Source organism: Curtobacterium sp. Leaf154 (genome assembly GCF_001424595.1).
GTDB lineage: Bacteria > Actinomycetota > Actinomycetes > Actinomycetales > Microbacteriaceae > Curtobacterium > Curtobacterium poinsettiae.
The window spans coordinates 352054-376952 of the sequence record NZ_LMOS01000004.1; the positions used below are offsets into that span (position 1 = coordinate 352054).

The following is a 24899-nucleotide window of genomic DNA, read 5'->3' on the forward strand; positions in this document are numbered from 1 at the left end:
CCGGACGGCTCCCCAGCGCCGTCGGTACGTTCGGTGCATGGGAACCGAACGCGCCGACGGACCGGCGGTGGACGAGCACGATCCGTACGAACGTCGCCCCGGCTACGTCACGAGCGTCGACGGCCGGACCGACCGGATGACCACGGACATGTTCGCGGGCGTCGTGGTCGGGTTCGTCCTGCTGCTCGTCTTCGGGTTCTTCCAGCTCGTCGAGTGGATCGCGATCGGAGCGGCCGTCGTCATCGGTGCGGCGGTGTGGTTGGTCCTGCGCAGCCGTCGACGGCGTGCAGATCGTCGCGCGGGTCGGTCCCCCGACGCCGTCCCACGTGCGCGTGACCGCGCCATCGCCGAGGCGAACGGTGGCCGCCGGTTCTTCGTCGCCCAGAACCCGGTCGTCGTCATCGTGATGGGCGCGATCTTCATCGCTGTTGCGGTCGCCCCACTGCTGTTCGGCGGGTTCTCCGTCGGCCGGATCGTGACCGGGGTCATCGTCGTCGCGAGCGGCGTCCTGTGCATCGTGCAGGGGATCGGCACGCTGCGGGTGCGCCGCCGGGAGCGCAGCGGCGGCTGAACCGCGGTCGGCGGCCCGCCCGAAGTGGGCGCATCGGCGTGGCCCGAAGGCCAATAAGCTCACTTCCGTGACTGCAGTGCAGACCGGTCGACGCTTCGGCGCGACCCGAGGCGAATTCGCGCTCCTGATGACCGTGACCGTCGTCCTCGGACTCGTGGTCCCGGCAGGCGGGCTGCTCGCCGCCTTCGGCTCGCTGCTGACCGGCGTCCGCGACGACCGTCGCCGCGTCCGCGCCCTGTTCATCGTCGGCCTGGGCATGTTGGTGCTACAGGTGGCGTTCGTCGCCGTCGCACTCTGGGGCCCGGTGCAGGTGTGCAACTCGACGAACGGCAGCCCCGAGACCTGCCAGACGTACTGGCCCTGGGAAGGCTGACGCGTCTTCGACGCGACCACAGGGCGGACGGGAGGCCCGGTGCCAGCTGGCACCGTCCCTCCCGGCACGGCCGTCGCCCCGCTGGCGCGGTGCGCCGGTACCGACACCGTGTCAGGATCGGCCGTCGCACGACATCTCTCAGTGAGCGACCCTGCTCCCACCGAAGGAGAGAACCGATGAACACACGAACCCGCTTCAGCCTCACCGCGGTGGCTGCCTGCGTCGTGGTCGCCGCCCTCAGCGGTTGTGCTGCGAGCACCCCGACTCCGGCGCCGTCCGCCACCACGGCGATGACCGGGGACAAGACCCCGCTCCCGTCCCCGTCCCCGACCGCGACGGACGCCGCGACCACGGACAACCAGACTCCGTCGACTCCGCCAACGTCCCCGTCGAAGGCCCCCGGGACGTCGGCGCTCGCGCAGCACATCTACGACGAGTGCAGCAAGGGGGCCGCGGACGCCGGGGTCACCCTGACCTTCACGGACGACCCGTCGGGGTACCCGGGCAGCGACGGGACCTACCAGCTCGTCTACCCCTTCACCTTCGACGACGGGCACACCGATCCGTACGCCGTCTACAACTGCACGCTCACCGACGACACGGTGGACTCCTCGTACGTCAGCAGCGGGATGACCGACAGCCACTGACCACGTGGAGGTCGCTCCGGACCTCGGACGTCAGGGTGACGACGCGGGGATCCCCCAGCGTGCCGGGCAGTCTGACGAACGGCGCGGGGCCCAGCGTCGTCGGCAGTTCGGCCGCGCGCACGCCCGGCAGCGGCTGTACGAACACGAGCGACCAGCAGCCGCTGTCCGGCCACGATCGCAGCCCGGCGGCAGCTCGGGCGCCCCGGCGTCATGCCGTCGAACCCGCTGGCACGGTGATCGAGCGGCGTTCCATGAGCCGCCACGATCCGCCGAGCAGCGGCGTGAGCGTCACGACGGTGTACACGACCGCGACGACGGCGAAGGTGGCCTCGACCCCCACTCCGTCGGCAGCGAGCCCGGCGAGCAGGCCGCCGACGGGGATGCCCGCCCACGCGCCGGCACCGAGCAGGCCGAACACCCGCGCGCGCATGTGCTCCGGGATCCGCTCGAGCTCGACGGCTCCGAGGATCGGGTTGATCGAACCGGCCGCGAGCCCGGAGAGTGCGGCGGACGCGAGCATCCACGGCAGGCCGAGCCCGAGCGCCGGAACGACCAGTGACGGCCCACCGGCGAGGACGAAGCACAGGGCGAAGACCACCCGTCGCGGCACGCGGTGCGCCACGTACCCGAAGGCGACGGAGCCGAGGAACGCCGCACCCCCGAAGACGCCGGTGACGAGCCCGAGCGCCTGCGCGCCGCCGAGCCGCTGGTCGGCGTAGAGCGGCAGGAGCGTGGTCGAGCGTGCGGCGTCGAGCAGGTTCGTCACGAGCACCAGCGCGACCACGAGCCGGAACAGGGGGTCGCGGACGCAGAACCGGAACCCGTCGGCGATGTCACGCCAGTACCCCTGCGACGCCACCGGCTCGGCGGATTCGACCGGTGCCGCTGCGCCACGGACCGTGACCGCCATCAGCAGCGCGGCTGCCCCGAAAGCGATCGCCACGCAGGCGAGGCCCGGCATCGGACCCGTGACGGCGACCAGGGTCCCGCCGAGCGGGGCGCCGATCAGCACCGACAGCCGTGACGACGCCTCGAAGTGGCCGACCGCGCGTTCCAGCGGCACCCCCGCCGTCGTCGCGAGCCCCGGCAGGAGCACCCGTCGCGCGGACTCGCCGGGGGTGTCGAACAGGCCGCTGACGAAGACGAGCGCGAGGAGTGCCCAGAACGGCAGCCCGATGGTCCAGGCGAGCACCGGCATCGCGAGCAGCGTGAGCCCACTGATGAGGTCGGAAGCGACGCTCGAGCGGACGAAGCCCACCCGCTCCACGAGGGCACCACCGAACGGGCCGCCGAGCACGATCGGGACCGTCGCCATGAACGCGGCGATGCCGACGTCGGTGGCGGAACCGCCGCGCGCCAGGACGGCGAACGGCACGGTGATGGTGGTGACGACGTTCCCGATCCGTGACACCACCTGCACCGCCAGCAGCGCGCGCAGTTGTGCGCGGGGGCTCAGCTGCGCGGCCATCGGTACGCCTGGTTCAGCACGAAGACCTGCTCGGAACCGTCGTCGGCGCTGTGCTCGGCGGCGACATCGGCCCAGCGGTCGACGACCTGACGGAGTTCCTCGCCCATGTCCTGGAGTTCAGCCGCCGTGAGCCGGAGCACTCGGTCGGTGCTCGAGGACGCCGCCACCCACTCGCGGCCGAACGTCGGCGCGTGGTCGACGAAGGCCTCGTAGTTCGCCGCGTACACACGGGCGACCGCGTGGTCGAGGGCGTTCGTGGCGAGCAACCGCTCCGGGTCGTCGAGCGCGTCGGCGAGCTCCCACACGGAGGCCTCGTGCGCGGCTCGCCACCAGCGCTCGCGGCGGTCCGTGCCGGCGTCCGGAGCGGGTTCGATGAAGCCTGCAGCCGCGAGTCTGGTGCAGTGGTAGCTGATCGTGCCCGGAGCCTCGTCGATGACGTCGCCCAGCGTCGCGGCGGTCTGCGGGCCGTTTGCCCGCAACAGGCCGAGGATGCGCAGGCGCGTCGGGTGGGCCAGGGCGCGCATCTGGGCGGGGTCGTCGATCCGTCCTGCAATCATGGTGCGACCCTACATGCACAAGGAGTGTTGTGGAGTTTCCCGGGGCGTATCCGTTCCCGAACCGTGAGGATTGCGGCGACGTGGAGCTCGAGACCGACGGCGCGCTCCCGGCTGAGAGTCTGCAGTGCCTGACGGACGCGAGCGGAGCCGGCAACGTGGCGTCACTCGCCTGGGTGCGGCGGACGACCGAGGGCGATCCGACCCCGTACTTCGTCCAGACGGACGGGGCAGGGGCGACGGTCGCGTCGACGGCGGCCTACGACACCTACGGCCAGGGCGGGTGGCGCGAGTACGGGCGTCCGCACAGTGGGTCGCACGAGCGGAGCGATCTGAACACCGTGTGAACGACCAAACCGGTCACCACGGTGGCCCCGAACGACTCCACGGTGGCCGAAGTCCGGCCGCCGACAGTCGACGAGGAGCTTCCCGTGAAGAAGAACACCCGCATCCTGAGCACCGCGACCATCGCCGTGGCGCTGACGCTCGGCGGTCTCGCAACGAACGCGACCGCTGCGAACGCCGCCGAAGACACCTCCACGAACGCGACGTCCCCGGCACTCATCCAGGGCCCCCTCGTCCAGGGCCCGCTCATCGACATCGGCGGGATCCTCGACTCGCTCCGCATCGGTCAGTTCCAGTAGCGCCCAGAGGAACCGGAACCAGCGGAACCGCGATCCGGCCCGGTAGCGGCCGCGTCCCGACAGGAAGAGTCTCTCTGTGACGAGCAAGCACCACCATGGCGACCGGGACGAGCAGGAGGCCGGCATCCGCGTCCCGTTGACCTCCGCGCAACGAGGCATCTGGTACGCCCAGCAGCTGGACCCGTCGAACGCGACGTACCAGATCGGGCAGTACCTCGACCTCCGGGGCGCGCTCGACCAGCGGCTCGTCCGGATCGCGCTGAACACGGTGGTCGCCGACCTCGACGCGCTGTCCATGCGCGTCCGGTCGGACGCGGACGGTCCCTACGGGGTCATCGTCCGTCCGCGTCCGACCGACGACGTCGTGCAGGTCGTCGATCTGCGTCACCTCGATCCGGAGGCGGCGCTCTCCGAGGCGATGGCGTCCATGGACCGGGCGATGGAGACCCCGCGCGATCTGCAGGGTGACGACCTATTCGGCGCGGTCCTGTTCCAGATCACGGACACCCGGTCCCTGCTCTTCCAACGGGTGCACCACCTGCTGCTCGACGGCTACTCGGCGGTCATCGCGCTGCGGTACATGGCCGAGGTGTACACGCGTCTTTCTCAGCCCGCACCGTCGAGCCGGGGCCTCGACGTCGCTGCCGAGCCCCGCGCACACCTCGCCGCCCGGCAGCCGTCGGTGCTTCCCGGGTTGGACGACCTCCACCGTGACATCGCCGAGTACGAAGCATCCGCGCAGCGTGACGCCGACGAGGCCTACTGGCGCAGCGCACTGGACGACGACGCAACGGTCGCCGGCCTCGAGGGCACCGCGAGGTCGGCAGCGAGCTCCATCGTGCGGGTCGCCGTGCCCCTCGACGACGCGCGTGCTGCACGCCTCACGGCACTCGGCCGGGACCTCCCCAAGACCGTCGTCGCCATCGTCGCCCTGTACATGGCGAAGATCACGGGGGAGGAGCGTGTCGCGCTCGGCCTCCCGGTCACCGCCCGACGGGGAAGAGTGGCGAAGAGCACCCCGTCCATGCTCTCGAACATCCTGCCGCTGCGGATCGACGTCCCCGCGAACGCCGAGATCTCGGACGTCATCGCCCATGCTGGCGACGTCGTCCGGAGCGCGGTCGGACACCAGCGTTTCCGCGTCGAGTCCCTCGCCGGGGCACCTCGGCATGCTGGGCCTTCGGTGAACCTGTTGCCCGTCATCGACGAGATCCGCTTCGGCGACGCCGTCGGCGCGGTGAACATCCTCTCGACGGGTCCGGTCCACGACCTCTCCATCGTCCTGTCGGGGCTGTCGAGCGACGCTGCCACCGCAACCCTGCAGCTCGAAGGCGACGCCGAGCTCCACACGACGGCGAGTCTCGCCGAGCACGCGGACCGGTTTCTCGCGTTCGTCGACCGTGTGGTCGGCTGCCCCGAGGGTCTCACCGTCACGGGCGCGACGATCCTCGACGAGGACGAGGTCCCGCTCCTCCTCGGCCAAGGCGCCGGGGAGACCGTCACCCTCGACCCGGAACCGGTCATGGAGGCGTTCGCCGACGTCGCCCGTCGACGCCCGGACGACCTCGCCGTCGTCGCCGAGGACGGCACGACGACGTTCGCGGCGCTCGACGCCGACGCGACACGACTCGCGCACCACCTGATCCGCGAAGGCGTGGTTCCCGGGAGCCGGGTGGCCGTCCGCATCGAGCGCAGTGCTCTCCTGCCGATGCTCGTCCTCGCCGTGCTGCGCGCCGGCGCGGTCTACGTCCCGCTCGACCCGGAGTACCCGACCGACCGGGTCGCCGGGATGATCGAGGACGCGAGTCCGACGCTGGTCCTCACGAGCAGCGCGCAGCTCGTCCGTGACCGGGCCGCCGGCGCCTCCTGGCAGGTTCCCTCGCTCCCTGTCGACGCCGACACCACGGTGTGGCGACGCCGGACGGACGACCCGAGTGCTCTGCCAGCGATCGCCCCGGACGCGCTCGCCTACATCGTCTTCACCTCCGGGAGCACCGGGCGCCCGAAGGGCGTCGGCGTGAACCGGGCCGCCCTGCGGAACCTGTTCCAGCACCACCGGGCCGAGATGTTCGACCCGGCCGAAGCGCGGCTCGGCCGGCCGCTCCGCGTCGCGCACACCGCTGGCCTGTCGTTCGACGCGGCGTGGGATCCGCTGCTCTGGCTCTTCGCCGGACATGAGCTGCACGTCGTCGCCGACGACGTGCGTCGTGACCCCGAGCGACTCGTCGAGTACTTCGTCCGCCACCGGATCGACGCCATCGAGACCACCCCGTCCTTCGCGGAGGCACTGCTCGCCGCGGGCATGCTCGACGCCGATGTCCACCCCACGGAGATCGCCGTCGGCGGCGAAGCGGTCGGCCCGGCCCTGTGGGACGCACTGGCCCACCGCGACGACGTGCACGCCATCAACCTCTACGGCCCCACCGAGGCCACGGTGGACAGTCTCACCGCAGTGCTGGAACCGGGACGCCCGCCGCACATCGGCTCGTCAGTGCGGAACACGCGGCACTACATCCTCGACGCTGCCCTCACACCGGTACCCGACCGCGCCGTCGGCGAGCTCTACCTCGCCGGGGCGAACGTGGCAGAGGGCTACGTGGGACAGCCCGGGCTCAGCGCCGAGCGGTTCGTGGCTGATCCGTTCTCCGCCGACGGTTCCCGCATGTACCGCACGGGAGACGTGGTCCGTCGTCGCCGTGACGGGTCCCTGCGGTTCGTGGGACGCATCGACGACCAGGTCAAGATCCGTGGCTACCGCGTGGAGCTCGCCGAGGTCGAGGCCGCGATGATCCGCCACCCCGGGGTGGACCTCGCAGCGGCCGTCGTGCTGGGCGAGGGTCCTTCCAGTCGCATCGTCGGCTACGTCACCTCCGACGGCGACCTCGGGAACCTCCCGGCGGCGGTCCGGGAGGGCATGCGCTCCGACGTCCCCGACTACATGGTCCCCTCGGTCGTCGTCGCGCTCCGCGAGATGCCCGTGACACCGAACGGCAAGCTCGATCGTCGCGCGCTGCCAGCACCGGAGCTGTCGGGTTCCGGCACGGTGCTGCCGCCACGGAACGACGACGAGCGCGTCGCCGCTGCGGTGTTCGCCGAGGTCCTCGGGGTCTCCGCGGTCGGGATCGACGACGACTTCTTCGCAGCGGGCGGCCACTCCCTGCTGGCAACCCGGCTCGCCGCGCGTCTGTCGGAACAGTTCGACCGGACGATCACCGTGCGGGACGTGTTCGAACGGCCGACCGTGGCTGCTCTCGTCGGAGCACTCGACACGGGCACGCCGACCGATCGCGCAGCCCGCCTGGCACGGAGGACGCGCCCGGACACGATGCCGTTGTCGCTCACGCAGCGGCGACTGTGGTTCCTGAACCGCCTCGAACCGGACTCCGCCGCCTACAACATCCCCGTCGTGCTCCGCCTCGACGGTCCCTTGTCCGCCGAGGCACTGCGCGCAGCGTTCGTGGACGTCGCGATGCGGCACGAGCCGCTCCGGACGATCGTCCCGTTCGTGGGCGACGGGCCGGTGCAGCAGGTCCTCGAGGGTGCTGCCGCCGAACCGCCGTTCCTGACGGTCACGGTCCCCGAGCACCGCATCGACGACGTCGTCCGCGCCGAGGCGACGCGTGGGTTCGACGTCACGAGCGAGACGCCACTCCGCGCGGTGCTGCTCCGCATCGACGACGACCACCACGTGCTCGTCGCGACGATGCACCACATCGCGTCGGACGGGTGGTCGCTCGCACCCTTCGCCCGCGACCTCGGGACCGCGTACGCGGCCCGTGTCGCCGGGACCGAACCAGCGTGGCTGCCGCTGCCGGTCGACTACGCCGACTTCACACTGTGGCAGCGGGAACAGCTCGGCGACGCCGAGGACCCCTCGAGCGAGCTCGCCCAGCAGCTGGCGTTCTGGCGGATGGCACTCGCGGGCGCGCCGGACGAGATCTCCCTGCCCCGGAACCGCGCACGTTCCGTCGACGACGGAACCGTCCGACAGGCCGTCGGTGCGGTGGAGCTGACCCTCGACCCCGCGCGGCACGCCGAGCTCCGCCGCTTCGCCGGGGACCACCGCACCAGTCTGTTCATCGTGCTGCACGCGGCCGTCGTCGCCGTGCTCCAGCAGCACGGCGCGGGTGAGGACGTCGTCATCGGGACCCCGGTCGCCGGACGGACGGACGCGCAGCTCGACGACCTGGTCGGTTTCTTCGTCAACACCGTCGCGCTCCGCACCTCGCTCGACGGTGATCCGAGCGTCGAGGACCTGCTCGAACGGATCCGATCGGGCAACTCCGCGGCGTACGCCCACCAGGATGTCCCGTTCGATGCTGTCGTCGACGCCGTCCGGCCACCCCGGTCGGTCGGTCGTCACCCGGTGTTCCAGGTGATGCTGACACTGCAGAACACCCGGCCGGCGGCCCTCGATCTCGGCGACGTCGCGGTGACGGTTCCCGCCCAGTCCACCAGTGCCGGGGTGAAGACGGACCTGCTCCTCGACGTGACGACCCCCGGTGGTGACGACGGTGGACTCGTCGTCACGTTCGGGTACGACGCGACACTGTTCGACGAGACGACCGTCACGCGGCTCCGCGACGCGCTCGACCGCGTGCTCACCGCCTTCGTCGAGGGTCCGCACCGTCGCCTGTCCGACATCCCGAACGTGGACGCTGAGACCGCCCTCGAACTCGACCACCAGTCGCGTGGCCGGACGTTCGTCGTGACGGGGACCGTGCTCGACCGCCTCGACACCACGGTTGCGAGCTCGCCCGACGCAGACGCACTCGTCGACACCGCCGGGACGGTGTCCTTCGCCGACCTGGCAGTGCAGACGACCGCGGTCGCGACCAACCTGGCGCGCCTCGGCGTGCGTCGGGGTGACCGCGTCGCCGTCGCGCTCCGGCGCAGTTCCGACGCGATCGCGGTGGTGCTCGGCGTCCTCCGGGCCGGTGCGGTGGCGGTGCCGATCGACGTCGCCTACCCGGACGCGCGCATCGGTCAGATCCTCGCCGGGGCGGAACCGACCGTCGTGGTCGCCCACGACGCGGAGCGCACCTGGTCGGTCGCCGACGCGGCAGGGGTGCCCGTGCAGGTCGTCGCGCCCTCGGCGCTCAACCGTGACGTCGGCGACGCCGCAGCTCCGGTCGCCCCTGCACCGGAGGACGTCGCCTACCTGGTCTACACGTCGGGGACCACCGGGGAGCCGAAGGGCGTGCAGGTGTCCCACGCGGCACTCGCCAACGTGCTCGCGCAGCACGAGGACGCGATGATCCGTCCGGTCCGCGACCGCGTCGGTGGTCGAGCCCCGCGGATGCTGCACCTGTCCGGGCTCGGCTTCGACGCGGCGTGGGACCCGATCGTGTGGCTCGTCGCCGGCACGACGCTCGAGGTGGCCGACGACGCCACCCGGACGAACGCGGAGACGGTCGTTCGAGACGTGGTCGAGCACGGCATCGACGTGATCGAGACCACGCCGTCGTACGCCCGTCAGCTGGCCGCGGTCGGACTCTTCGACGCCGTCGCGGAGCACGACGGTCACCTGACCGTCGCGGTGGGCGGAGAAGCCGTCCCCGCGGACTTCTGGAACGAGGTCGCCGAAGCCGACCACATCGACGGTTGGAACCTCTACGGACCGAGCGAGAGCACGGTCGACGCCGTCGTCGCGCGGATCGAGCCCGGCGCCGTCACCATCGGACGGCCGATCGCGAACGTGACGGCCCGCGTCCTGGACGACTTCCTGCAGCCGGTGCCGCCCGGAGTCGAGGGAGAGCTCTACCTGTCGGGCAGCTCCCTCGCGCACGGCTACCGCGGACGGTCCGCCGAGACCGCCAGCCGCTTCGTCGCCGACCCCCAGGGAGACGGCACCCGGATGTACCGCACCGGCGACGTCGTGCGTCGCCGCGTCACCGGGGAACTCGACTTCCTCCGCCGTGACGACGACCAGGTCAAGCTCCGCGGGTACCGGATCGAGCTGGCCGACGTCACCCAGGCCCTCGAACGGATCGACGGCGTCGAGGCTGCCGTTGCTCGTGTCGTCGTGCCCGGCGGACCGGACACCGCACGGCTCGTCGCGTGGGTCGTCGGGACCGTCGACGAACAGGGTGTCCGCCGATCCGTCGCCGCCGATCTCCCCGACTACATGGTCCCCTCGGCCATCGCCGTCGTCGACGCGATCCCGCTGACCCCCAACGGCAAGGTGGACACCGCCGCGCTGCCCGAACCGACCTCGACCGGCGGCGACGGCCAGCCCGTGAGCGACGACGAGCGGACGATGTCGCGGGTGTTCGGCGAAGTGCTCGGTGTGCGCGACGTCGGCATGCACGACGACTTCTTCGCGCTCGGTGGACACTCGCTGCTCGCGGTCGGGCTGATCGGGCGCGTCCGGGACGAACTCGGTGCCACGCTGCCCCTCCGCAGCATCTTCGACGCCCCCACCCCGGCAGGTCTCCTCGCCGCGGTCGGATCCGCGGGAGCCGCCACCCAGCAGGGCGACCGGCAGACCGACCCGGCGCTCCGCGCGTGGGCCGCGCAGCACCCGCGACGGGAAGGCGAGCAGCTGCCGCTGTCGCCGAACCAGGCGCGGCTGTGGTTCCTCAACCGGCTCGACCCCACCTCCACCGACTACTCCGTGCTGTTGCAGGCGACGTTCCGCGGCGATCTCGACACGGACGCGTTCGCCGACGCCGTCGACGACGTGGTCGTCCGGCACGAGATCCTCCGGACGACGTACCCGGAAGTCGACGGTCAGCCGGTCCAGCGCATCCACGACGTGGTGCCGGGCATCGTCACCAGCGCCGCGGTCGACACCTCAGCGGGCTTCGACCTCACGGTGGACCTGCCTGTCCGGGCCGGGCTCGTGGCGACGGGAGACCAGCAGTGGCGTCTCGACCTGTTGATCCACCACATCGCCACGGACGGGGCCTCGCTCGGCCCGCTGGCGCGCGACATCGCCACCGCGTACGCCGCGCGGACCGGGAGCACGGCGCGTGCGCAGCGTCCGCTCGAGGTGCAGTACGCCGACTTCGCGCGGATGCAGCGCGCCCTCCTGGAATCCGACGGTGGACGGCACGACGCGTCGTTGTCGGCGTGGGTCGAGCAGCTCGCCGGCATCCCGGACGAGCTCGCCCTGCCTGCTGACGGACGTCGGCCGGAGTCGGCGACCCGAGCTGCCCGGCAACTGCGATTCACACTGCCCGAGGACGTCGTCTCCGCGGTGCACGCCGCTGCCGGACAGGCGCAGGCCAGCAGCTTCCACGCGTGGCTCGCCGGGCTCGCCGGCTACCTGCACCGCATCGGTGCCGGTGACGACGTGGTGATCGGATCACCGTCCGCCGGGCGGTCCGACCCGGACACCGCTGACCTCGTGGGCTTCTTCGTGAACACGTTGCCGCTGCGCATCGGGATGACCGACGCACCGGACCTGGTCGCGACCATCGAACGGGCCCGAGCCGCAACACTCCACGCCATCGAGCACGAGTCGGTGCCGTTCGAGCGCATCGTCGAGGCGATGGCCCCCGAACGTCGACTCGGACGACACCCGCTCTTCCAGACCATGCTCTCGGTGGAGGAGGACAGCGGGGTCTCGATCTCGCTGCCCGGCGTGACGACCGACCGACTCGAGCCCGACAGCACCGGAGCAGCCAAGGTCGACCTGTCGTTCGTCCTGCGCCCGCGTTCCTCGGGAGAGGTCGACGGCGTCCTGGAGTACGACGCGTCGATGTTCAGCGATCGCGCGGCGCGAGGGTTCGTCGAACGGTGGACGGCGTTCCTGGCAGCAGCGGCCACCGCCCCCCGGCGGCCGCTCCTCGACGTCCCCGTGCAGGCCGGCACCGGGCGCCTCGATGCCTGGCCGGCCGCGACCGACCACCGGCAGCAGTCGATCCTCGAGGCGTTCGCCGACTCCGTCGCCGCCCGCCCGACCGCACCCGCCGTCGTGGCCGGAGGCGTCTCGCTCACCACGGCGGAACTCGACGCTCGCGTCGACGGGATCGCGGCCCGGATGATCGCCGCCGGGCTCCGACGCGGCGACGTCGTCGCGCTGCCCCTGGGCCGTGGCGTCGACACCGTCGCCGCGCTCCTCGCGGCGTGGCGCGCCGGCGCGGTCGCCGCTCCGATCGACGTCGAGCTGCCCCGCGACCGGATCGCCACGATGCTGCGGAGCGCCGACGTGCGTCTGGTGCTGCACCACGGCGTCGGCGGCGGGACGACGGACACCACACCTGCGGACGTGGCGACCCTCGCAGCGTCCGACGCGGGCGTGCCGTCGGACCGGCTGCTCCGGATCGACGACGATGCGGCATCGGGGCCCGCCGTGCCGGCGCGCGTCGAGCCGCCGCGGCTCGACGACCCCGCCTACCTGGTGTTCACGTCCGGTACGACGGGCGAGCCGAAGGCCGTGCAGGTGCCGCACCGCGCGCTGGCCGCGCTGTTGTCGAGCCACCGTGCGACGCTCCTGCCCGACCCCGAGGAACGACGCGTCCGCGTCGCGCACACCACCGGCGTCGGGTTCGACGCGGCGATGGACCCCGTGGTCTGGCTCGCAGCAGGCCACGAGGTGCACGTCGTCGACGACTCCACCCGGCGCGACCCCCAGGCCCTCGTCGCGCTCCTCGCCGAGCGTCGGATCAGTGCGTGGGAGACCACGCCGAGCTACGTCACCGCCCTCGCCGGACAGACGGAGCTCGAAGCGCTGTTCGATGACCGCGACGAGGCCGACCCGTTCGTGCTCCTGCTCGGTGGCGAACCGCTCGACGCAGGTCTCTGGTCGTGGCTGCGCGACCGGCCGGCCGTCGCAGCGTGGAACCTGTACGGTCCGACCGAGGTCGGCGTCGACTCCATGGTGGCGAGGGTGGCCGACAGCCCCGCCCCGGTACTCGGCGCGACGACGGTCGACACCGTCGGGTACGTCCTCGACTCCCGCCTGCGCCCGACCCCGGTCGGCAGCGTCGGTGAGCTGTGGCTGGCGGGCGAGCAGCTGGCGCACGGCTACCGCGGCCGGCCCGGCTCGAGCGCCGAGCGGTTCGTGGCCGACCCCTTCGCCTCGGACGGATCGCGGATGTACCGGACCGGTGACCTCGTCGTCCGACGAGACGCCGACGGGGACGAGCGTCCCGGCGTCGTCTCCCTGGGCCGCAGTGACGGGCAGGTGAAGATCCGTGGCCACCGTGTCGAACCCGGCGAGGTCGAGGCGGTCCTGCGCGGTGCCGGCGGCGTCACGCACGCCGTGGTCCGTCCGGTCGACACCGCACGCGGCACGGAACTCGGCGCCTGGGTCGTGACGGACGGAGTCGCCTCCGATGCGTTCCTCACCGCACTGTCCGACCGTCTCCGCTCCCGTGTACCCGACTACATGGTGCCCGCTGGGATCGCGGCGATCGACGCCGTCCCGCTGACGCCGAACGGGAAGGTCGACGTGCGGGCACTCCCCGAGCTCCGGATCGGTGGCGGTGCCGGGGCGGCTCCGAGCGGACCCGCGGAACTCGCGATCGCCGCGGCGTTCGCCGCGACACTCGGTGTCGACGGCGTCCGCGCCGACGATTCCTTCTTCGCGCTGGGCGGTCACTCGTTCGTCGCGCAGCCGACGATCCAGGCGGTCAACGAAGCCCTCGACGCGGACCTGCCCGTGCAGGCGCTCTTCCAAGCGCCGACCGTGGCCGGACTCGCCGCCTTGGTCGAGTCCGGCGGTGCGGACGTGGCGGAGTCGCTCCGGACGATCCTGCCCCTCCGGCCCACCGGGCAGGGTGCCCCCGTGTTCGCGGTGCACCCTGCGAGCGGCGTCGCGTGGAAGTTCTCCACGTTCGTCGCTCGTCTGGCCACGACCCGACCGATCCTCGGCGTCCAGATGCCCGGGATCGCGCCGGACCGTCCGGAACCCGCGACGGCCGGATCGTTGGACGAGCTGCTCACCGAGTACGTCACCGCCATCCGCGGCGAGCAACCCCACGGCCCCTACCTGCTCACCGGGTACTCGTTCGGCGGCCGGCTTGCGCACCACATCGCGGCGCGGCTGCAGGCCGAGGGCGAAGAGGTGGCGCTCCTCGCGGTGCTCGACGCGTACCCGACCGAAGCATCAGCGTTCGACGGTGTGGCCGACACCGATGACATGTGGCGCGGTTTCCTCGACGCGAACGGTGTGACGCCTCCTGCTGGCCACCTCGACGGCGAACGGGTGCTCTCCCTCCTCGCTGAGGCTGGCAACCCGCTGGCCGACGTTCCGGGCCCCGTCGTCGACCGCATGGTGCGGCGGTTCCGCCGGCTCGGGGAGCTCCTCGACGACGCTCCGGTCCCCGTCGTCCACGGTGATCTCCACGTGTTCGCCGCGACCGAGGACGTCCCCGCGAACCGTCCGGCCCCCGCGGTGTGGGAGCAGTTCGTCACCGGGACGGTGACGTCGAGTTCCGTGGGAGCCCGTCACCAGGACATGCTCACCGACCGGGCACTCGACGACGTCGCACCGGTGCTCGACCACCTCCTCGAGAACGTCCGACACACCGACGCACGCAGAGCGAACCGACTCGGCGCCGGCTCCGAAGACCCAGGTGGGAACACCCCTGCAGCTGACCCAGAGGAGCATCGACCGTGACGAACCCGTTCGACGATCAGGACGGCACCTTCCGGGTGCTCGTGAACGAAGCCGGACAGCACTCGCTCTGGCCCGAGTTCGCCGACGTTCCCCGAGGGTGGGTCGCCGTGTTCGGTCCCGCCGTCAAGACGGCGTGCACCGACTACGTGTCGGAGCACTGGCACGACATCACACCGTCCTTCGAGAGCACCCGCGTCGCGTCGTGATCTCCGTACGAGGGATCACGAAGCGGTTCGGGACCCACCAGGCGCTCGACGGCGTCGAACTCGAGGTGCCCGAGGGCACGGTGCAAGGGCTCCTCGGGCCCAACGGCGCCGGCAAGACGACGACCGTGCGCGTCCTCACGACGCTGCTGCAGCCCGACTCCGGCGACGCGTTCGTCGCCGGACGATCGGTGTTGACCGAAGGCCACGCCGTGCGACAGCGTCTCGGCGTGTCCGGCCAGTACGCAGCGGTCGACGAGAAGCTCACCGGCTTCGAGAACCTGACGATGGTCGGCGAGCTGTACGGCATGCGTCGGAAGGACGCGAAGGCTCGAGCACGTGAGCTCCTCCGGGAGTTCCGCCTCGACGACGTCCCCGACGACAAACGTGCGGGCACGTACTCGGGGGGGATGCGCCGCCGGCTCGACCTGGCCGGGGCGATCGTCGCCCGGCCCCCGGTCGTCATCCTCGACGAACCGACCACCGGGCTGGACCCCCGCGGTCGTCGCGACACCTGGGACGCGATCGAGTCGCTGGCATCAGGTGGGACCACCGTGCTCCTCACCACCCAGTACCTCGAGGAAGCCGACCAGCTCGCTGACTCCATCGCGGTGATCGACGGAGGACGCATCATCGCAGAGGGCACGGCCGCGCAACTCAAGGCCCAGACCGGCGGAGCACGGCTCGACATCGTGCTCGCCCCCGGTAGCGACATCGACCTTGCCGTGGACGCTGTCCGTCGGGTGGGTCACGAACCCGCCGTCGACAGGCGAGTGGGTCGCCTCACCGTCGGTGCCGGCGGAGGCAGCAGTGATCTCCTCGACGTCGTCGGCGCACTCCGAGCCGTCGGGCTCGAGACGTCCGAAGCGGCACTCCGGCAGCCGACGCTCGACGAGGTCTTCCTGCAGCTGACCGGGACGCCAGCTGATCCGGACGCGCCCGTCGCAGCGGTGGGGGCGAGGTCCTCCGAGCCCGACCCGGTGATCGCCGGGGGACCGACGGAGGCGAGCCGATGAGCATCGCGAGCGTCCTCCGCGACGGCCGGGTCATCGCCCGACGGAACATGCTCGGCGTCCGCCGAACGCCCGGGGCGCTGGTGACCGGTGTCGCGCAGCCCATCATCTTCGTGCTCATCCTCGGGTTCGTGTTCGCCGACGCACTCGGCGGAGACGACTACCGCGAGTTCCTCATCGGCGGTGTCCTCGCGCAGACGCTGACCTTCAACTCGTCCTTCACCGCCGTGTACCTGGCGAAGGACCTGCAGACGGGCCTCATCGACCGGTTCCGGGCCCTGCCGATGTCGCGGGTCGGGGTCATCCTCGGGCGCACGACCTCGGACCTCATGACGAACGCCATCTCGATCGTCGTCGTGATCGCGTGCGGCCTGGTGATCGGCTGGCGTGTGCACTCCGACATCGGGTCCGTGGTGCTGACGTTCGGGCTGCTGCTGCTCTTCGCGTTCGCGACGTCCTGGATCGGGGCGTTCATCGCGCTGACCGCTCGCAGCGTCGAGGTCGCACAGTCCCTCGGCCTGCTCTGGCTGTTCCCCGTGTGCTTCGTCTCCGGAGCGTTCGTGTCCGCCGACATGCTCCCCGGTCCGCTCCGGGTGGTCGCCGAGTGGAACCCCGTCACCGCCGTCGCCACCGCGGTGCGGCGGGGCTTCGGGAACGAACCGCCGTCCGGGTTCGCCGTCGGGCACGGATGGCCGGCCGACAACGCGCTGCTCTACGCGTCCTTGTGCTGCGTCGCCATCATCGCTGTCTTCGCACCCATCGCCGTCGTGCAGTACCGACGCATCAGCAAGCGGTGATCCATCTCCTGCTGACCACCGTCGACGACGTCCTCGCCACCGGGGATCGCCTGCTCGGATCGACGGGCGGCGCGGGTGCTGCCTCGCTCGTCAGCGCAGCCGATCGTGCCGCTGCCGACAGCAGGCGAGCAGACCTGGATCGACGGCGGACCCTCGCCGGGCGACTCGCGCTCCGGTTCCTGGCCTGCGCCGTGCAGGGCCGTTCGTGGTCCGACGCCGCGTCCGTCCCGGTGGACCGGACCTGCGAGCACTGCAGCGCGCCGCACGGTCGCCCTCGTATCGCTGGGTCCTCCGCGTCCACCTCGACCTCTGGACGACTGGTGCTCGTTGCTGTCGGCGATGACGCGGCTCGGCTCGGGGTCGACGTCGAGGAGTACCCCGAGACCCTGTGGGACGGGTTCGACGACTACGCGCTGCACCCGTCAGAGCGGGCGGCGATGCCGACCGGACGCGATGGCCTCGTCCACCGGGTCCAGGTGTGGACCGACAAGGAGGCACTCCTCAAGTCAGTCGGTGTCGGCTTGCGCGGCGAACCGTCGGGGCTCCGCGTCGCCGCGGCATCGGCCGGCGTCACGACGGCAGCTCCCCTCCTCGGATGGCGCCCCGTGGCGCAGTCAGCCGACCCGCGGCTCGCGACGGCGTGGACCGTCACCATCAACGCCGGTCGCCGGGCGGCTGCCTCGATCGCGGCGGCGCACCCGACCCCGATCCGCCCCTGGAGGATGGACCGACAGGGGGCCGAACCGGTGCAGCCGGACGTCCGCCGCGACACGGCAGCCAGCGTCCCTGCAGCGACAGCGTGAGCAGCCGGGCCTGGAGGGACGGTGCAAGCTGGCACCGGTCCTCCCGTCCGCCTCCTGGCGCACTCCACGACGGCAGCCCGCGCGCTCGTCACGTCGAGAGCACGGAATGCAGTTGCGGCTCGACCGCTGCGGCGAGGGCGGCGTGGCCGTGGTCGTTCGGGTGCACGCCATCGGAGCAGAGCAGCGCGGGGCTGCGGTTGATCGCCGTGGCGAGCCCGGGAACGAGCGAGAGACCCACTCGTCGGGTCTCCTCGTCCAGGATCCTCCTGACCGCCCGCCACCCCGGCGGGTAGTCCGTCCCGTACGGCGAGTACAGGTCCAGAACCGCGAGCCGACCGCTGGGGAATCGCCCGTGGAGAGCTTCCAGGTCCCGGGCGATCGCCGCGCGCACGTCGTCCTCCCGACCGAGAACGATCACCGAGTCGTTCACGCCGAGCGCGACGACACACGCGTCCGCGCCGGAGGCCAGGACATCGGAGAGCAGCCCGAGCGTCGCTCCGTCGTCCGATCGGTCGATCCCGCGACGTCGCACGAAGCCGACACCGTCGATCGCGAAGTGCAGCGCACCCCACCCGAGACGCTTCGCGACGATCGTCGACCACCGGTTCTCCGTCCTGCTGATCCCGCGCCACCCCGTGACGATGGAGTCTCCGTAGAACGCGACTGTCGGCACGACTGCAGCGTAGAGCGCAGCGTCGACGCCACGCGGAAACGTGACACCGATGCAGGCCCGGACGTCCACCGAGGGTCGTGCGTGCCCTGCGCGAATAGCCCCCTGGTCGTCCTCTCATGGCGCGGGGCGTCGTACCGACCTACCGTCTACTTGTCAGACGATCGTCTGTCGAATAGGCCCTCTGGAAGGAACCTGCTCCATGCGTCACGCTCCTCGCCTCCGCCGGACCAACGCGCTGCTGATCACCAGCGGTGTCCTCACGGCGGCAGCGCTCGCTGTCGGGGCAGCCGGGCCCGTCTCCGCGGCCAACGCCGACGGTACGGCGCCCACCCAGTCCGTGGCCGCCGCCAGCGGTGGGAACTACGTGGCCCTCGGCGACTCGTACGCGGGCGGCTTCGGCGTCGCCCCCTACAGCTCGGGTCCGGCGGCCGGCTGCTTCCAGTCCACCACCGACTACCCGCACCAGGTCGCAGCGTCGCTGGGACTCCAGCTCGACGACCGCGCCTGCGCCGGTGCCACCACCGGCAACATCTCCCGGGTCGCGCAGAAGACCGGAGCCGGAAGCGCCACTGCGCCCGTCCAGGCCGATGCGCTGTCCAAGGACACGGACGTCGTCACGGTGTCGATCGGCGGGAACGACCTGGGGTTCGCCGGAGTCATCGCGAACTGCGTCGCGCTGGACAAGGCCGGCCCGGTGTTCGCGGAGATCCACGGGAAGACCTACAACCACTGCAAGGACTACTACGCACCGGTCGTGCACGGGGTCGAGCGGGACCGTCTCGCAGCGCGCGTCCGCACCGTCGTGGCACCTCGGCTCGCGCAGACGTTCCGCGTGATCGCGCAGCGCGCGCCGCAGGCGAAGGTGTTCGTCGTCGGCTACCCGATGCTCGCGCCCGGCACGGCGCAGGCCCCGAAGGGATGCTTCTCGAGCCTCCTCGGTGACTCCGGACTCGAGCCGCCGTTCCCGCAGAACGCGTTCCCCTTCACCCCGACCGACACCGCTTACTTCCACCGCACCCAGAACGCGCTCGACGGAGCGGTCAAGGCTGCGGCGAAGGCTCGTGGGTTCACCTACGTCTCGACGCTCCAGGGCTCTGCTGCGCACACCCCCTGCGCTGCGTCGGGCTCGGCATGGATGTCGGGACTCACCCTGACCGATCGCGGTACCGCTGCGGACAGCACCCCGCTGGCCGGGACGAAGTACTCCATCCTGTTCGGCGCACTCCACCCGAACGCTGCCGGCATCGCGTACCTGCGTGACCAGACCAAGGCCGCGATCGTCGGATCGCGCTGACACTCCGACGGCGGATCTGGTCGCGTCGCTGACGCGACCACGAGACGGACGGGAGGAACGGTGCCAGCTGGCACCGGGCCTCCCGTCCGTCTGCTGGATGCAGCTTCCGTGCCCTCCTGACCGTCAGCACGGGTGGCGGTCGGTCTTCAGGCCGCCCGCGTGGCAGCGATCAGTCGGTGCGCTCGAAGAGCGCTCAGGCCGTCGCGGACACGGGTCTTGGCCGTCCCGACGGTGATGCCGAGCTGACTGGCGACTTCTGCGGTGCTCCGTTCGCCGAAGTACCGCAACACCACAGCGTCCCGCTGTTTGTCCGAGAGGTCAGCCAGAGCGATGCGCAGGGTGGGGCGGAGGAACAACGCGTCGCGCTGGTCGTCGTCGCGGTCGACGCTGTGGTGGTCACGAGTGCCGATGCGGAGCTCGCGTTTCCGCAGGGCTTCGAGACTGCGGATCCGGTCGATCGCCCGACGATGCGCCACGGTGCGCAACCACGACTGCAGATCGGCTCGGTCCGGATCGTACCGATCCGGGTGCTGCCAGAACTCGAGGAACGCTTCGTGCACGACGTCCTCCGCGAGGTGTCGGTCGACGATGACGGTCCCCACGAATCGTCGCAGTCCCGGAGCGTGCTGCTGGTACGCAGCGATGAAGGCGGCGGGTTCGGACTGATCGGCACTGTGTGTTCGACACATGTTGCCCCCTTGCGTTGCTTCAACGTAGATCGTTCTGGACGGATCCGTCTCCCCCCTTTCGGGGCGTGCGAGCAGGCGACGAAGCGCCGTGGGTGATCTGATCGTGGGGCGCGGGGGCGCGGGGGTGACGGCCGAGACGGGAGGCACGGTGCCAGCTGGCACCGTGCCTCCCGTCAGGTTCCGTGTGGGCTTCCGGGCCTCGGACTGCCCGCGCTCAGGCGGACTGGCCGAGGAGGCCTCCGGTGAACTCGCGCAGGGCCCGGGTCGCACGCTGCGACAGGGTTGCCTCCGGCATCATGCTGGTCGACCCGTGGAACGCTCCCGGCCAGACGTGCAGTTCCGCCTGGACACCAGCGGCCCAGAGCGCGCTGGCGTAGGCGACGGTCTCGTCGCGGAACACCTCGGTGCTGCCGCAGTCGACGTACGCGGGCGGGAGCCCGGCGAGGTCCCTCGCGCGGCCGGGGGCGGCGTAGATCGACACGTCCTCGCCACCCCGCCGGTCACCGAGGTAGGCGTCCCAGCCGAACCGTGTCATCTCCCGGTCGGCGACCCCGACACCGTCGAACTGCCGAGCCGACAGGGTCGCGTCGCGGTCGTCGAGCATGGGACTCACGAGCACCTGGCCGATCACGGTCGGCCCCTGTCGGTCGCGGGCGAGGAGGGCCGTGCCTGCGGCGAGACCGGCACCGGCGCTCTGCCCGACGAGGACGATGCGCTCCGGGTCGATGCCGAGTTCGTCGGCGTGCTCGGCAGCCCAGACGAGTCCGGCGTAGCAGTCCTCGACCGGGTAGGGGTCCGGGTGCTCCGGAGCCAGGCGGTAGTCGGGGCTGACCAGGACGACGTCGTGCACGAGCAGCCACTCGTCGTAGGAGTCGAGGTTGCCGAGGTGGTGGCCGAACATCATGCCGCCGCCGTGGATCGCGTAGGCCAGGGCGGCCGTGCCGGTGCGGCCGGTGCGCTGGATCACGGCGAGGTCGATCGGGTCGCCGCGGTGCCCCGGGACCGTGACGCTGCGGCGCTCGAGGCCGCGAGCACGCAGTCCTTCGTCGAGCTGCGCCTCGGTCATGTCCAGCTGTCGCATCTGCGGCAGCATCTGGGTCGTGAGGTGGAAGCGGCCGCGCGCGTCCATGGCGGTGAGGAAGGGGACGAACTCAGGATCGAACGGCGGGCGGGGGAGGGCGATGGTGTCAGACACGGGAGGGCTCCTCGGTGATGGTGGTCTGGTCGGTGTGTGCGGGGGTGGGGTCGGCGCGGATCGGACTTTCCCGGTCGTCGCTCGTCCGGGCTCGGAGCATGCCGACCACGACGAGCAGGGCTGCGATCACGGCGAGGCCGAGACCGGCGATGGTGAGAGCGTCCTGGAACCCCTCGAGCCGGGCGGCGGTCCAGATGGTCGTGGTGATGCTCCCGGCGACGAAGGCTGCGACGATCGTCCCCGCCGTGGCGACCGCAACACCGCTCGCGAGCTCGCTCGAGGTGTCGACGAGCGCGGCCCCGACCGACGTGCGGTCCGCGGGGAGACCGGTGAGGACGGAGGCGCCGGCGACGACGCCCACCACGCGCATGCCAGCAGCGACGAGCACGAGCGCGACGAGCACCCACGGGTACCCGTACCGGCTCAGGGTGCCGAAGACCACGAGGCCTGCGACGACCGAGACGGCGCTCGTCCAGGCGGCGCGGCCCAGGCCGACCCGCTGCACGATCGGTCCGACGAAGCGGCCTCCCACGAGCAGCACGACCACCTGCGGCAGCGTTCCGACCGCGGCCAGGGCCGGCGGCCAGCCCCAGGCGAACTGCAGCTGCAGGGTCACGAGGTACGACAGCCCCGCGACGGCGAGACCCGACGCGGCCTTGAACGCCAGTCCGCTCGAGACCAGTGGTCGAGCGAGCAGGTGCAGGTCGATCAGCGGGTGCCGGGCGGTCCGCTCCCGGACGACGAACCCCACCGCGCAGGCGACGGTCAGGGCGAGGGCGGCCCACCCCGACCAGTCAGCGGCTCCGGACTCGACCAGGATCGTCGGCGTCACGAGCGCCCCTGCGGTCGTCGCGGTGCCGAGCAGTGCCCCGATCACGTCGACCGGGTCGCGGCGGAGCCCTGCAGCATCGTCGCGGACGACACCGAACCGGATCCCGACGAGCGCGAGGACCGCGATCGGCACGTCGGCCAGCAGCAGCACCTGCCACGGCGCGACGGCGAGCACGAACCCGCCGACGGTCGGCCCGATGGCCAGACCCACGAGTCCAGCCGTCGAGATGACGGTGAGCGCCCGGACCCGGAGCCCTTCGTCGTCGAAGAGCCGGAACGCCAGCGCCATCGACCCGGGCGTCGTCATCGCCGCAGCGACGCCCATCGCGACCCGCACGGCGATCAGTTGCTCGGTCGACGTGACCACCGCCGTGGCGAGGCTCGCCAGGGCCAGCAGGACGAGCCCGGCGAGCATGACCCGGCGGCGACCGATGCGGTCGGCGACGGCGCCGAACAGGAGCATCAGCCCGCCGAAGGCGACCGAGTAGGCACCCGAGACCCACTGCAGGCCCGTCGTCGACGAGCCCAGGTCGCGACCGATCGTGGGCAGGGCGACGTTTAGCACGGAGTTGTCGAGCATCTCGAACAGGAACACCGCCGACAGTCCGGCGAGGGCGATCCATGCGTCGCGCAGACGAGGAGACAGGCCACCGGCGGGCACGTGCCCGGGGCTGCGAGGGGAACTGGGGGACACGATGGCGCACTCCTTCGAGGGAAGAAGTGGCGACTCGTTCGATGCCGCGTGCTGGTGCGTCGCAGATCGCGGCGCCTTTTACCTCAGTGATCCAGACCATACACGGACCGACCGGTCGACGGAAGTCCGCGCGCGGGAGCGGTCGCCGCAGGACCTACCCTGGACGGATGCTCTCCCGCCGCGAAGCCGCCGTCCGGCTCGACATCCCCCTCGAGATGGCGACCCGCCACGGCATCCCGTCGCGCCTGAGCGAAGCGGAGCTCGACGCGATCGAGCAGGACCCGCCCGCCTGGCTCGTGCAGTCCCGCGCCAACCGCACCGGCACCAAGAAGGTCTGGGTCCGTCTGGAGTGCGTGGTCTGCGGCTTCGACGAAGAGGCACGTCCGAAGAAGTGGTGGCCCGAGTGGGACTACCTGATGTGCGACTACCACGCCCCGTACCAGGCGCCCGAGCCCACCGCCGGGCTGACGCGGCGCGAGGTCGAGGGCATCGGCAGCCGTTTCATCGCCCTGGTCGACGAGAAGCCCTAGCCCACAGGCTCCGCAGGGCGCGCTGCGGCAAGCAGACGCGACCACGCAGACGGACGGGAGGCCCGGTGCCAGCTGGCACCGGGCCTCCCGTCCGTCGTGGTGCGGCCTGCGGACGCTACTCGGTCGTCGAGACCCAGTCGATGAGCAGGTTGCCCTGCTCGCCCCAGTTGCCGACCTGGAACATGAAGCGGTGCGGGGTGGTCGGCACGTCGTCCGTGACGGTGTCGAGGACCGTGCCGTCGACGCTGTAGGTCACGGATTCACCGGGCACCCAGTCCACCTTGTACGTGTGCCACTCGCGCCACGAGACACCGGTGCCGACCTGGACCCGGTCGGACTCCTTGCCCGGGGTCATCGAGTGGTGGAACGCCGAGGGGCTGTCCTCGAAGTTGCCCTCGGGGAAGTCGATCTCGCCGTCGGACCACACGTTCGACGTCGGCCACAGCATGAAGGCCGCGCCGTTGCCGTCGCCGCCGGTCGCCTTCGCGCGCACCGAGAACGAGCCGCCGACGTGGTCCCAGGCGCCGTCGGAGGAACCGAAGGTGCCGGCCGCTCCGGCACCGGTGCCGAGGGCGACGTCCATCACGCCGTCGTGGACCGAGACGGTCTTGCTCGGCGCGTAGATGTCCGAGGTGCCGTCGGGGTACGGGTGCCACGACTGCGGGTAGAGCGACTGGACCAGGCCGGTGACGGCGTTGGTGGTGAAGTCCTCGACGAACGGGGCGTCGGGCGCGAGTGCGGACAGGTCTGCGGGGGAGGCGTTGGCGTCCGGGGCAGCGTCCACTCCGGGTTCCGCATCGGGCGCGGGCGCGGACGCGGGTTCGGGTTCGACGACGGGCGCGGTGTCCTCGACCGGCGCGGAGTCCTGCGTGGGCTCCGCCTCCGGGGTCCACTCGTCGGTGGGGGCCGGGGCCTCCGTCTCGTCCGGGGCCGGGGCCGGGGCCGGCGTCGGGGTGGGGTCCACCGGGGCGTGGTGCCGGTGGCGCTCCCCGTCCCAGCCCCACCAGGTGCGGGCGGAAGCGGCGGTCGGGACGCCGAGGACCAGGGCGCCGGCGGTCGCGGCCGCCAGGATCGCGCGGTAGCGGATCATCGGGTGCGCCCGTCGGTGGGCGCAGAGGCGGTCGTGGACCGGGAAGTGGACGGGTGTCGTGGGGTCGTGCCGCGCGGCGGCGTGCACGTGCTTCGGGTCGAGATGTCGGGCTCCTCGTGGATGCTCGGGCGCAGGATGCGGGGAGGGACGGACGCACCAGCCGGCCGGGTGCCGAGGGTTTCGTTGAGGCGTCCACGCACATCTTGCATCATCTGTGACCCGTTCGGGGGGTGTCACGGAAATCGACCGACGAACATCCG

The 24899-nt window shown here is 71.6% G+C and carries 19 protein-coding genes; 12 read left to right on the forward strand and 7 right to left on the reverse strand.

All coding sequences use genetic code 11. From position 1 onward, the window contains the following. Positions 1-37: 37 nt before the first annotated feature. From ASF75_RS08120 to ASF75_RS08130, 3 genes are all read left to right on the forward strand, one after another. Positions 38-571 carry a hypothetical protein gene (locus tag ASF75_RS08120; protein ID WP_056070413.1) on the forward strand — a complete coding sequence of 178 codons (534 nt, stop codon included), beginning with the start codon at positions 38-40 and terminating at the stop codon, positions 569-571. 67 nt (positions 572-638) lie between these two features. Next, the gene (locus ASF75_RS08125; protein ID WP_139179816.1) at positions 639-944 is read left to right on the forward strand and encodes a hypothetical protein; all 306 of its coding nucleotides are present in this window, start codon (positions 639-641) and stop codon (positions 942-944) included. A gap of 176 nt (positions 945-1120) precedes the next feature. Then, a complete protein-coding gene (locus tag ASF75_RS08130; protein WP_056070415.1) occupies positions 1121-1591 on the forward strand; it encodes a hypothetical protein in 471 nt (156 codons plus the stop codon). Between the two features lie 208 nt (positions 1592-1799). Here ASF75_RS08130 and ASF75_RS08135 read toward each other — a convergent pair whose 3' ends face one another. Together ASF75_RS08135 and ASF75_RS08140 are read right to left on the reverse strand one after the other, a co-directional pair. Beyond that, a complete protein-coding gene (locus ASF75_RS08135) occupies positions 1800-3059 on the reverse strand; it encodes an MFS transporter (RefSeq protein ID WP_056070419.1) in 1260 nt (419 codons plus the stop codon). Then, entirely contained in the window at positions 3044-3616 is a 573-nt protein-coding gene (locus tag ASF75_RS08140; RefSeq protein WP_031260402.1) for an ArsR/SmtB family transcription factor, read from the reverse strand. The genes ASF75_RS08135 and ASF75_RS08140 overlap by 16 nt, the downstream gene beginning before the upstream one ends. Before the next feature lie 80 nt (positions 3617-3696). Between ASF75_RS08140 and ASF75_RS08145 the strand changes: the two genes are divergently transcribed. The 7 genes from ASF75_RS08145 to ASF75_RS08175 all read left to right on the forward strand — a co-directional run bounded on the left by ASF75_RS08145 (position 3697) and on the right by ASF75_RS08175 (position 17643). Beyond that, positions 3697-3960 (forward strand): hypothetical protein, encoded by a 264-nt coding sequence (locus ASF75_RS08145; protein ID WP_042538212.1) that lies wholly within the window; start codon positions 3697-3699, stop codon positions 3958-3960. Between the two features lie 84 nt (positions 3961-4044). Further along, a complete protein-coding gene (locus tag ASF75_RS08150; protein ID WP_139179817.1) occupies positions 4045-4257 on the forward strand; it encodes a hypothetical protein in 213 nt (70 codons plus the stop codon). Between the two features lie 76 nt (positions 4258-4333). Beyond that, on the forward strand, positions 4334-14827 hold the full coding sequence (locus ASF75_RS08155) for a non-ribosomal peptide synthetase (protein WP_056070423.1): 10494 nt from the start codon (positions 4334-4336) through the stop codon (positions 14825-14827). Then, positions 14824-15033 (forward strand): MbtH family protein, encoded by a 210-nt coding sequence (locus ASF75_RS08160; RefSeq protein ID WP_017888435.1) that lies wholly within the window; start codon positions 14824-14826, stop codon positions 15031-15033. Before ASF75_RS08155 ends, ASF75_RS08160 begins: the two co-directional genes overlap by 4 nt. Beyond that, positions 15030-16046, forward strand: a complete 1017-nt coding sequence (locus ASF75_RS08165) for a daunorubicin resistance protein DrrA family ABC transporter ATP-binding protein (protein ID WP_017888436.1) — start codon at positions 15030-15032, stop codon at positions 16044-16046. Before ASF75_RS08160 ends, ASF75_RS08165 begins: the two co-directional genes overlap by 4 nt. Further along, positions 16043-16840, forward strand: coding sequence for an ABC transporter permease (locus ASF75_RS08170; RefSeq protein ID WP_017888437.1), 798 nt, complete (start codon positions 16043-16045; stop codon positions 16838-16840). The genes ASF75_RS08165 and ASF75_RS08170 overlap by 4 nt, the downstream gene beginning before the upstream one ends. Next, positions 16837-17643, forward strand: a complete 807-nt coding sequence (locus ASF75_RS08175) for a 4'-phosphopantetheinyl transferase family protein (RefSeq protein WP_056070424.1) — start codon at positions 16837-16839, stop codon at positions 17641-17643. The genes ASF75_RS08170 and ASF75_RS08175 overlap by 4 nt, the downstream gene beginning before the upstream one ends. Before the next feature lie 88 nt (positions 17644-17731). Here the strand turns inward: ASF75_RS08175 and ASF75_RS08180 are convergent, their stop codons facing one another. Continuing rightward, positions 17732-18316 carry an SGNH/GDSL hydrolase family protein gene (locus ASF75_RS08180; RefSeq protein WP_162243012.1) on the reverse strand — a complete coding sequence of 195 codons (585 nt, stop codon included), beginning with the start codon at positions 18314-18316 and terminating at the stop codon, positions 17732-17734. Between the two features lie 199 nt (positions 18317-18515). Between ASF75_RS08180 and ASF75_RS08185 the strand changes: the two genes are divergently transcribed. Next, positions 18516-19610 (forward strand): SGNH/GDSL hydrolase family protein, encoded by a 1095-nt coding sequence (locus tag ASF75_RS08185; RefSeq protein ID WP_056070429.1) that lies wholly within the window; start codon positions 18516-18518, stop codon positions 19608-19610. 146 nt (positions 19611-19756) lie between these two features. On the opposite strand, the gene ASF75_RS18315 is transcribed toward ASF75_RS08185, so the two are convergent. The 3 genes from ASF75_RS18315 to ASF75_RS08200 all read right to left on the reverse strand — a co-directional run bounded on the left by ASF75_RS18315 (position 19757) and on the right by ASF75_RS08200 (position 23019). Beyond that, positions 19757-20299, reverse strand: a complete 543-nt coding sequence (locus tag ASF75_RS18315; protein ID WP_052481708.1) for a sigma-70 family RNA polymerase sigma factor — start codon at positions 20297-20299, stop codon at positions 19757-19759. Positions 20300-20513: 214 nt separating this feature from the next. Then, the gene (locus tag ASF75_RS08195; RefSeq protein WP_017888441.1) at positions 20514-21494 is read right to left on the reverse strand and encodes an alpha/beta hydrolase; all 981 of its coding nucleotides are present in this window, start codon (positions 21492-21494) and stop codon (positions 20514-20516) included. Next, entirely contained in the window at positions 21487-23019 is a 1533-nt protein-coding gene (locus ASF75_RS08200) for an MFS transporter (protein ID WP_317629831.1), read from the reverse strand. The genes ASF75_RS08195 and ASF75_RS08200 overlap by 8 nt, the downstream gene beginning before the upstream one ends. 167 nt (positions 23020-23186) lie before the next feature. Here ASF75_RS08200 and ASF75_RS08205 point away from each other — a divergent pair, with 167 nt between their 5' ends. Continuing rightward, positions 23187-23549 carry a hypothetical protein gene (locus ASF75_RS08205; protein WP_017888443.1) on the forward strand — a complete coding sequence of 121 codons (363 nt, stop codon included), beginning with the start codon at positions 23187-23189 and terminating at the stop codon, positions 23547-23549. 115 nt (positions 23550-23664) lie between these two features. Here the strand turns inward: ASF75_RS08205 and ASF75_RS18120 are convergent, their stop codons facing one another. Then, positions 23665-24639, reverse strand: a complete 975-nt coding sequence (locus tag ASF75_RS18120) for a glycoside hydrolase family 16 protein (RefSeq protein ID WP_235517587.1) — start codon at positions 24637-24639, stop codon at positions 23665-23667. Positions 24640-24899: the final 260 nt, after the last annotated feature.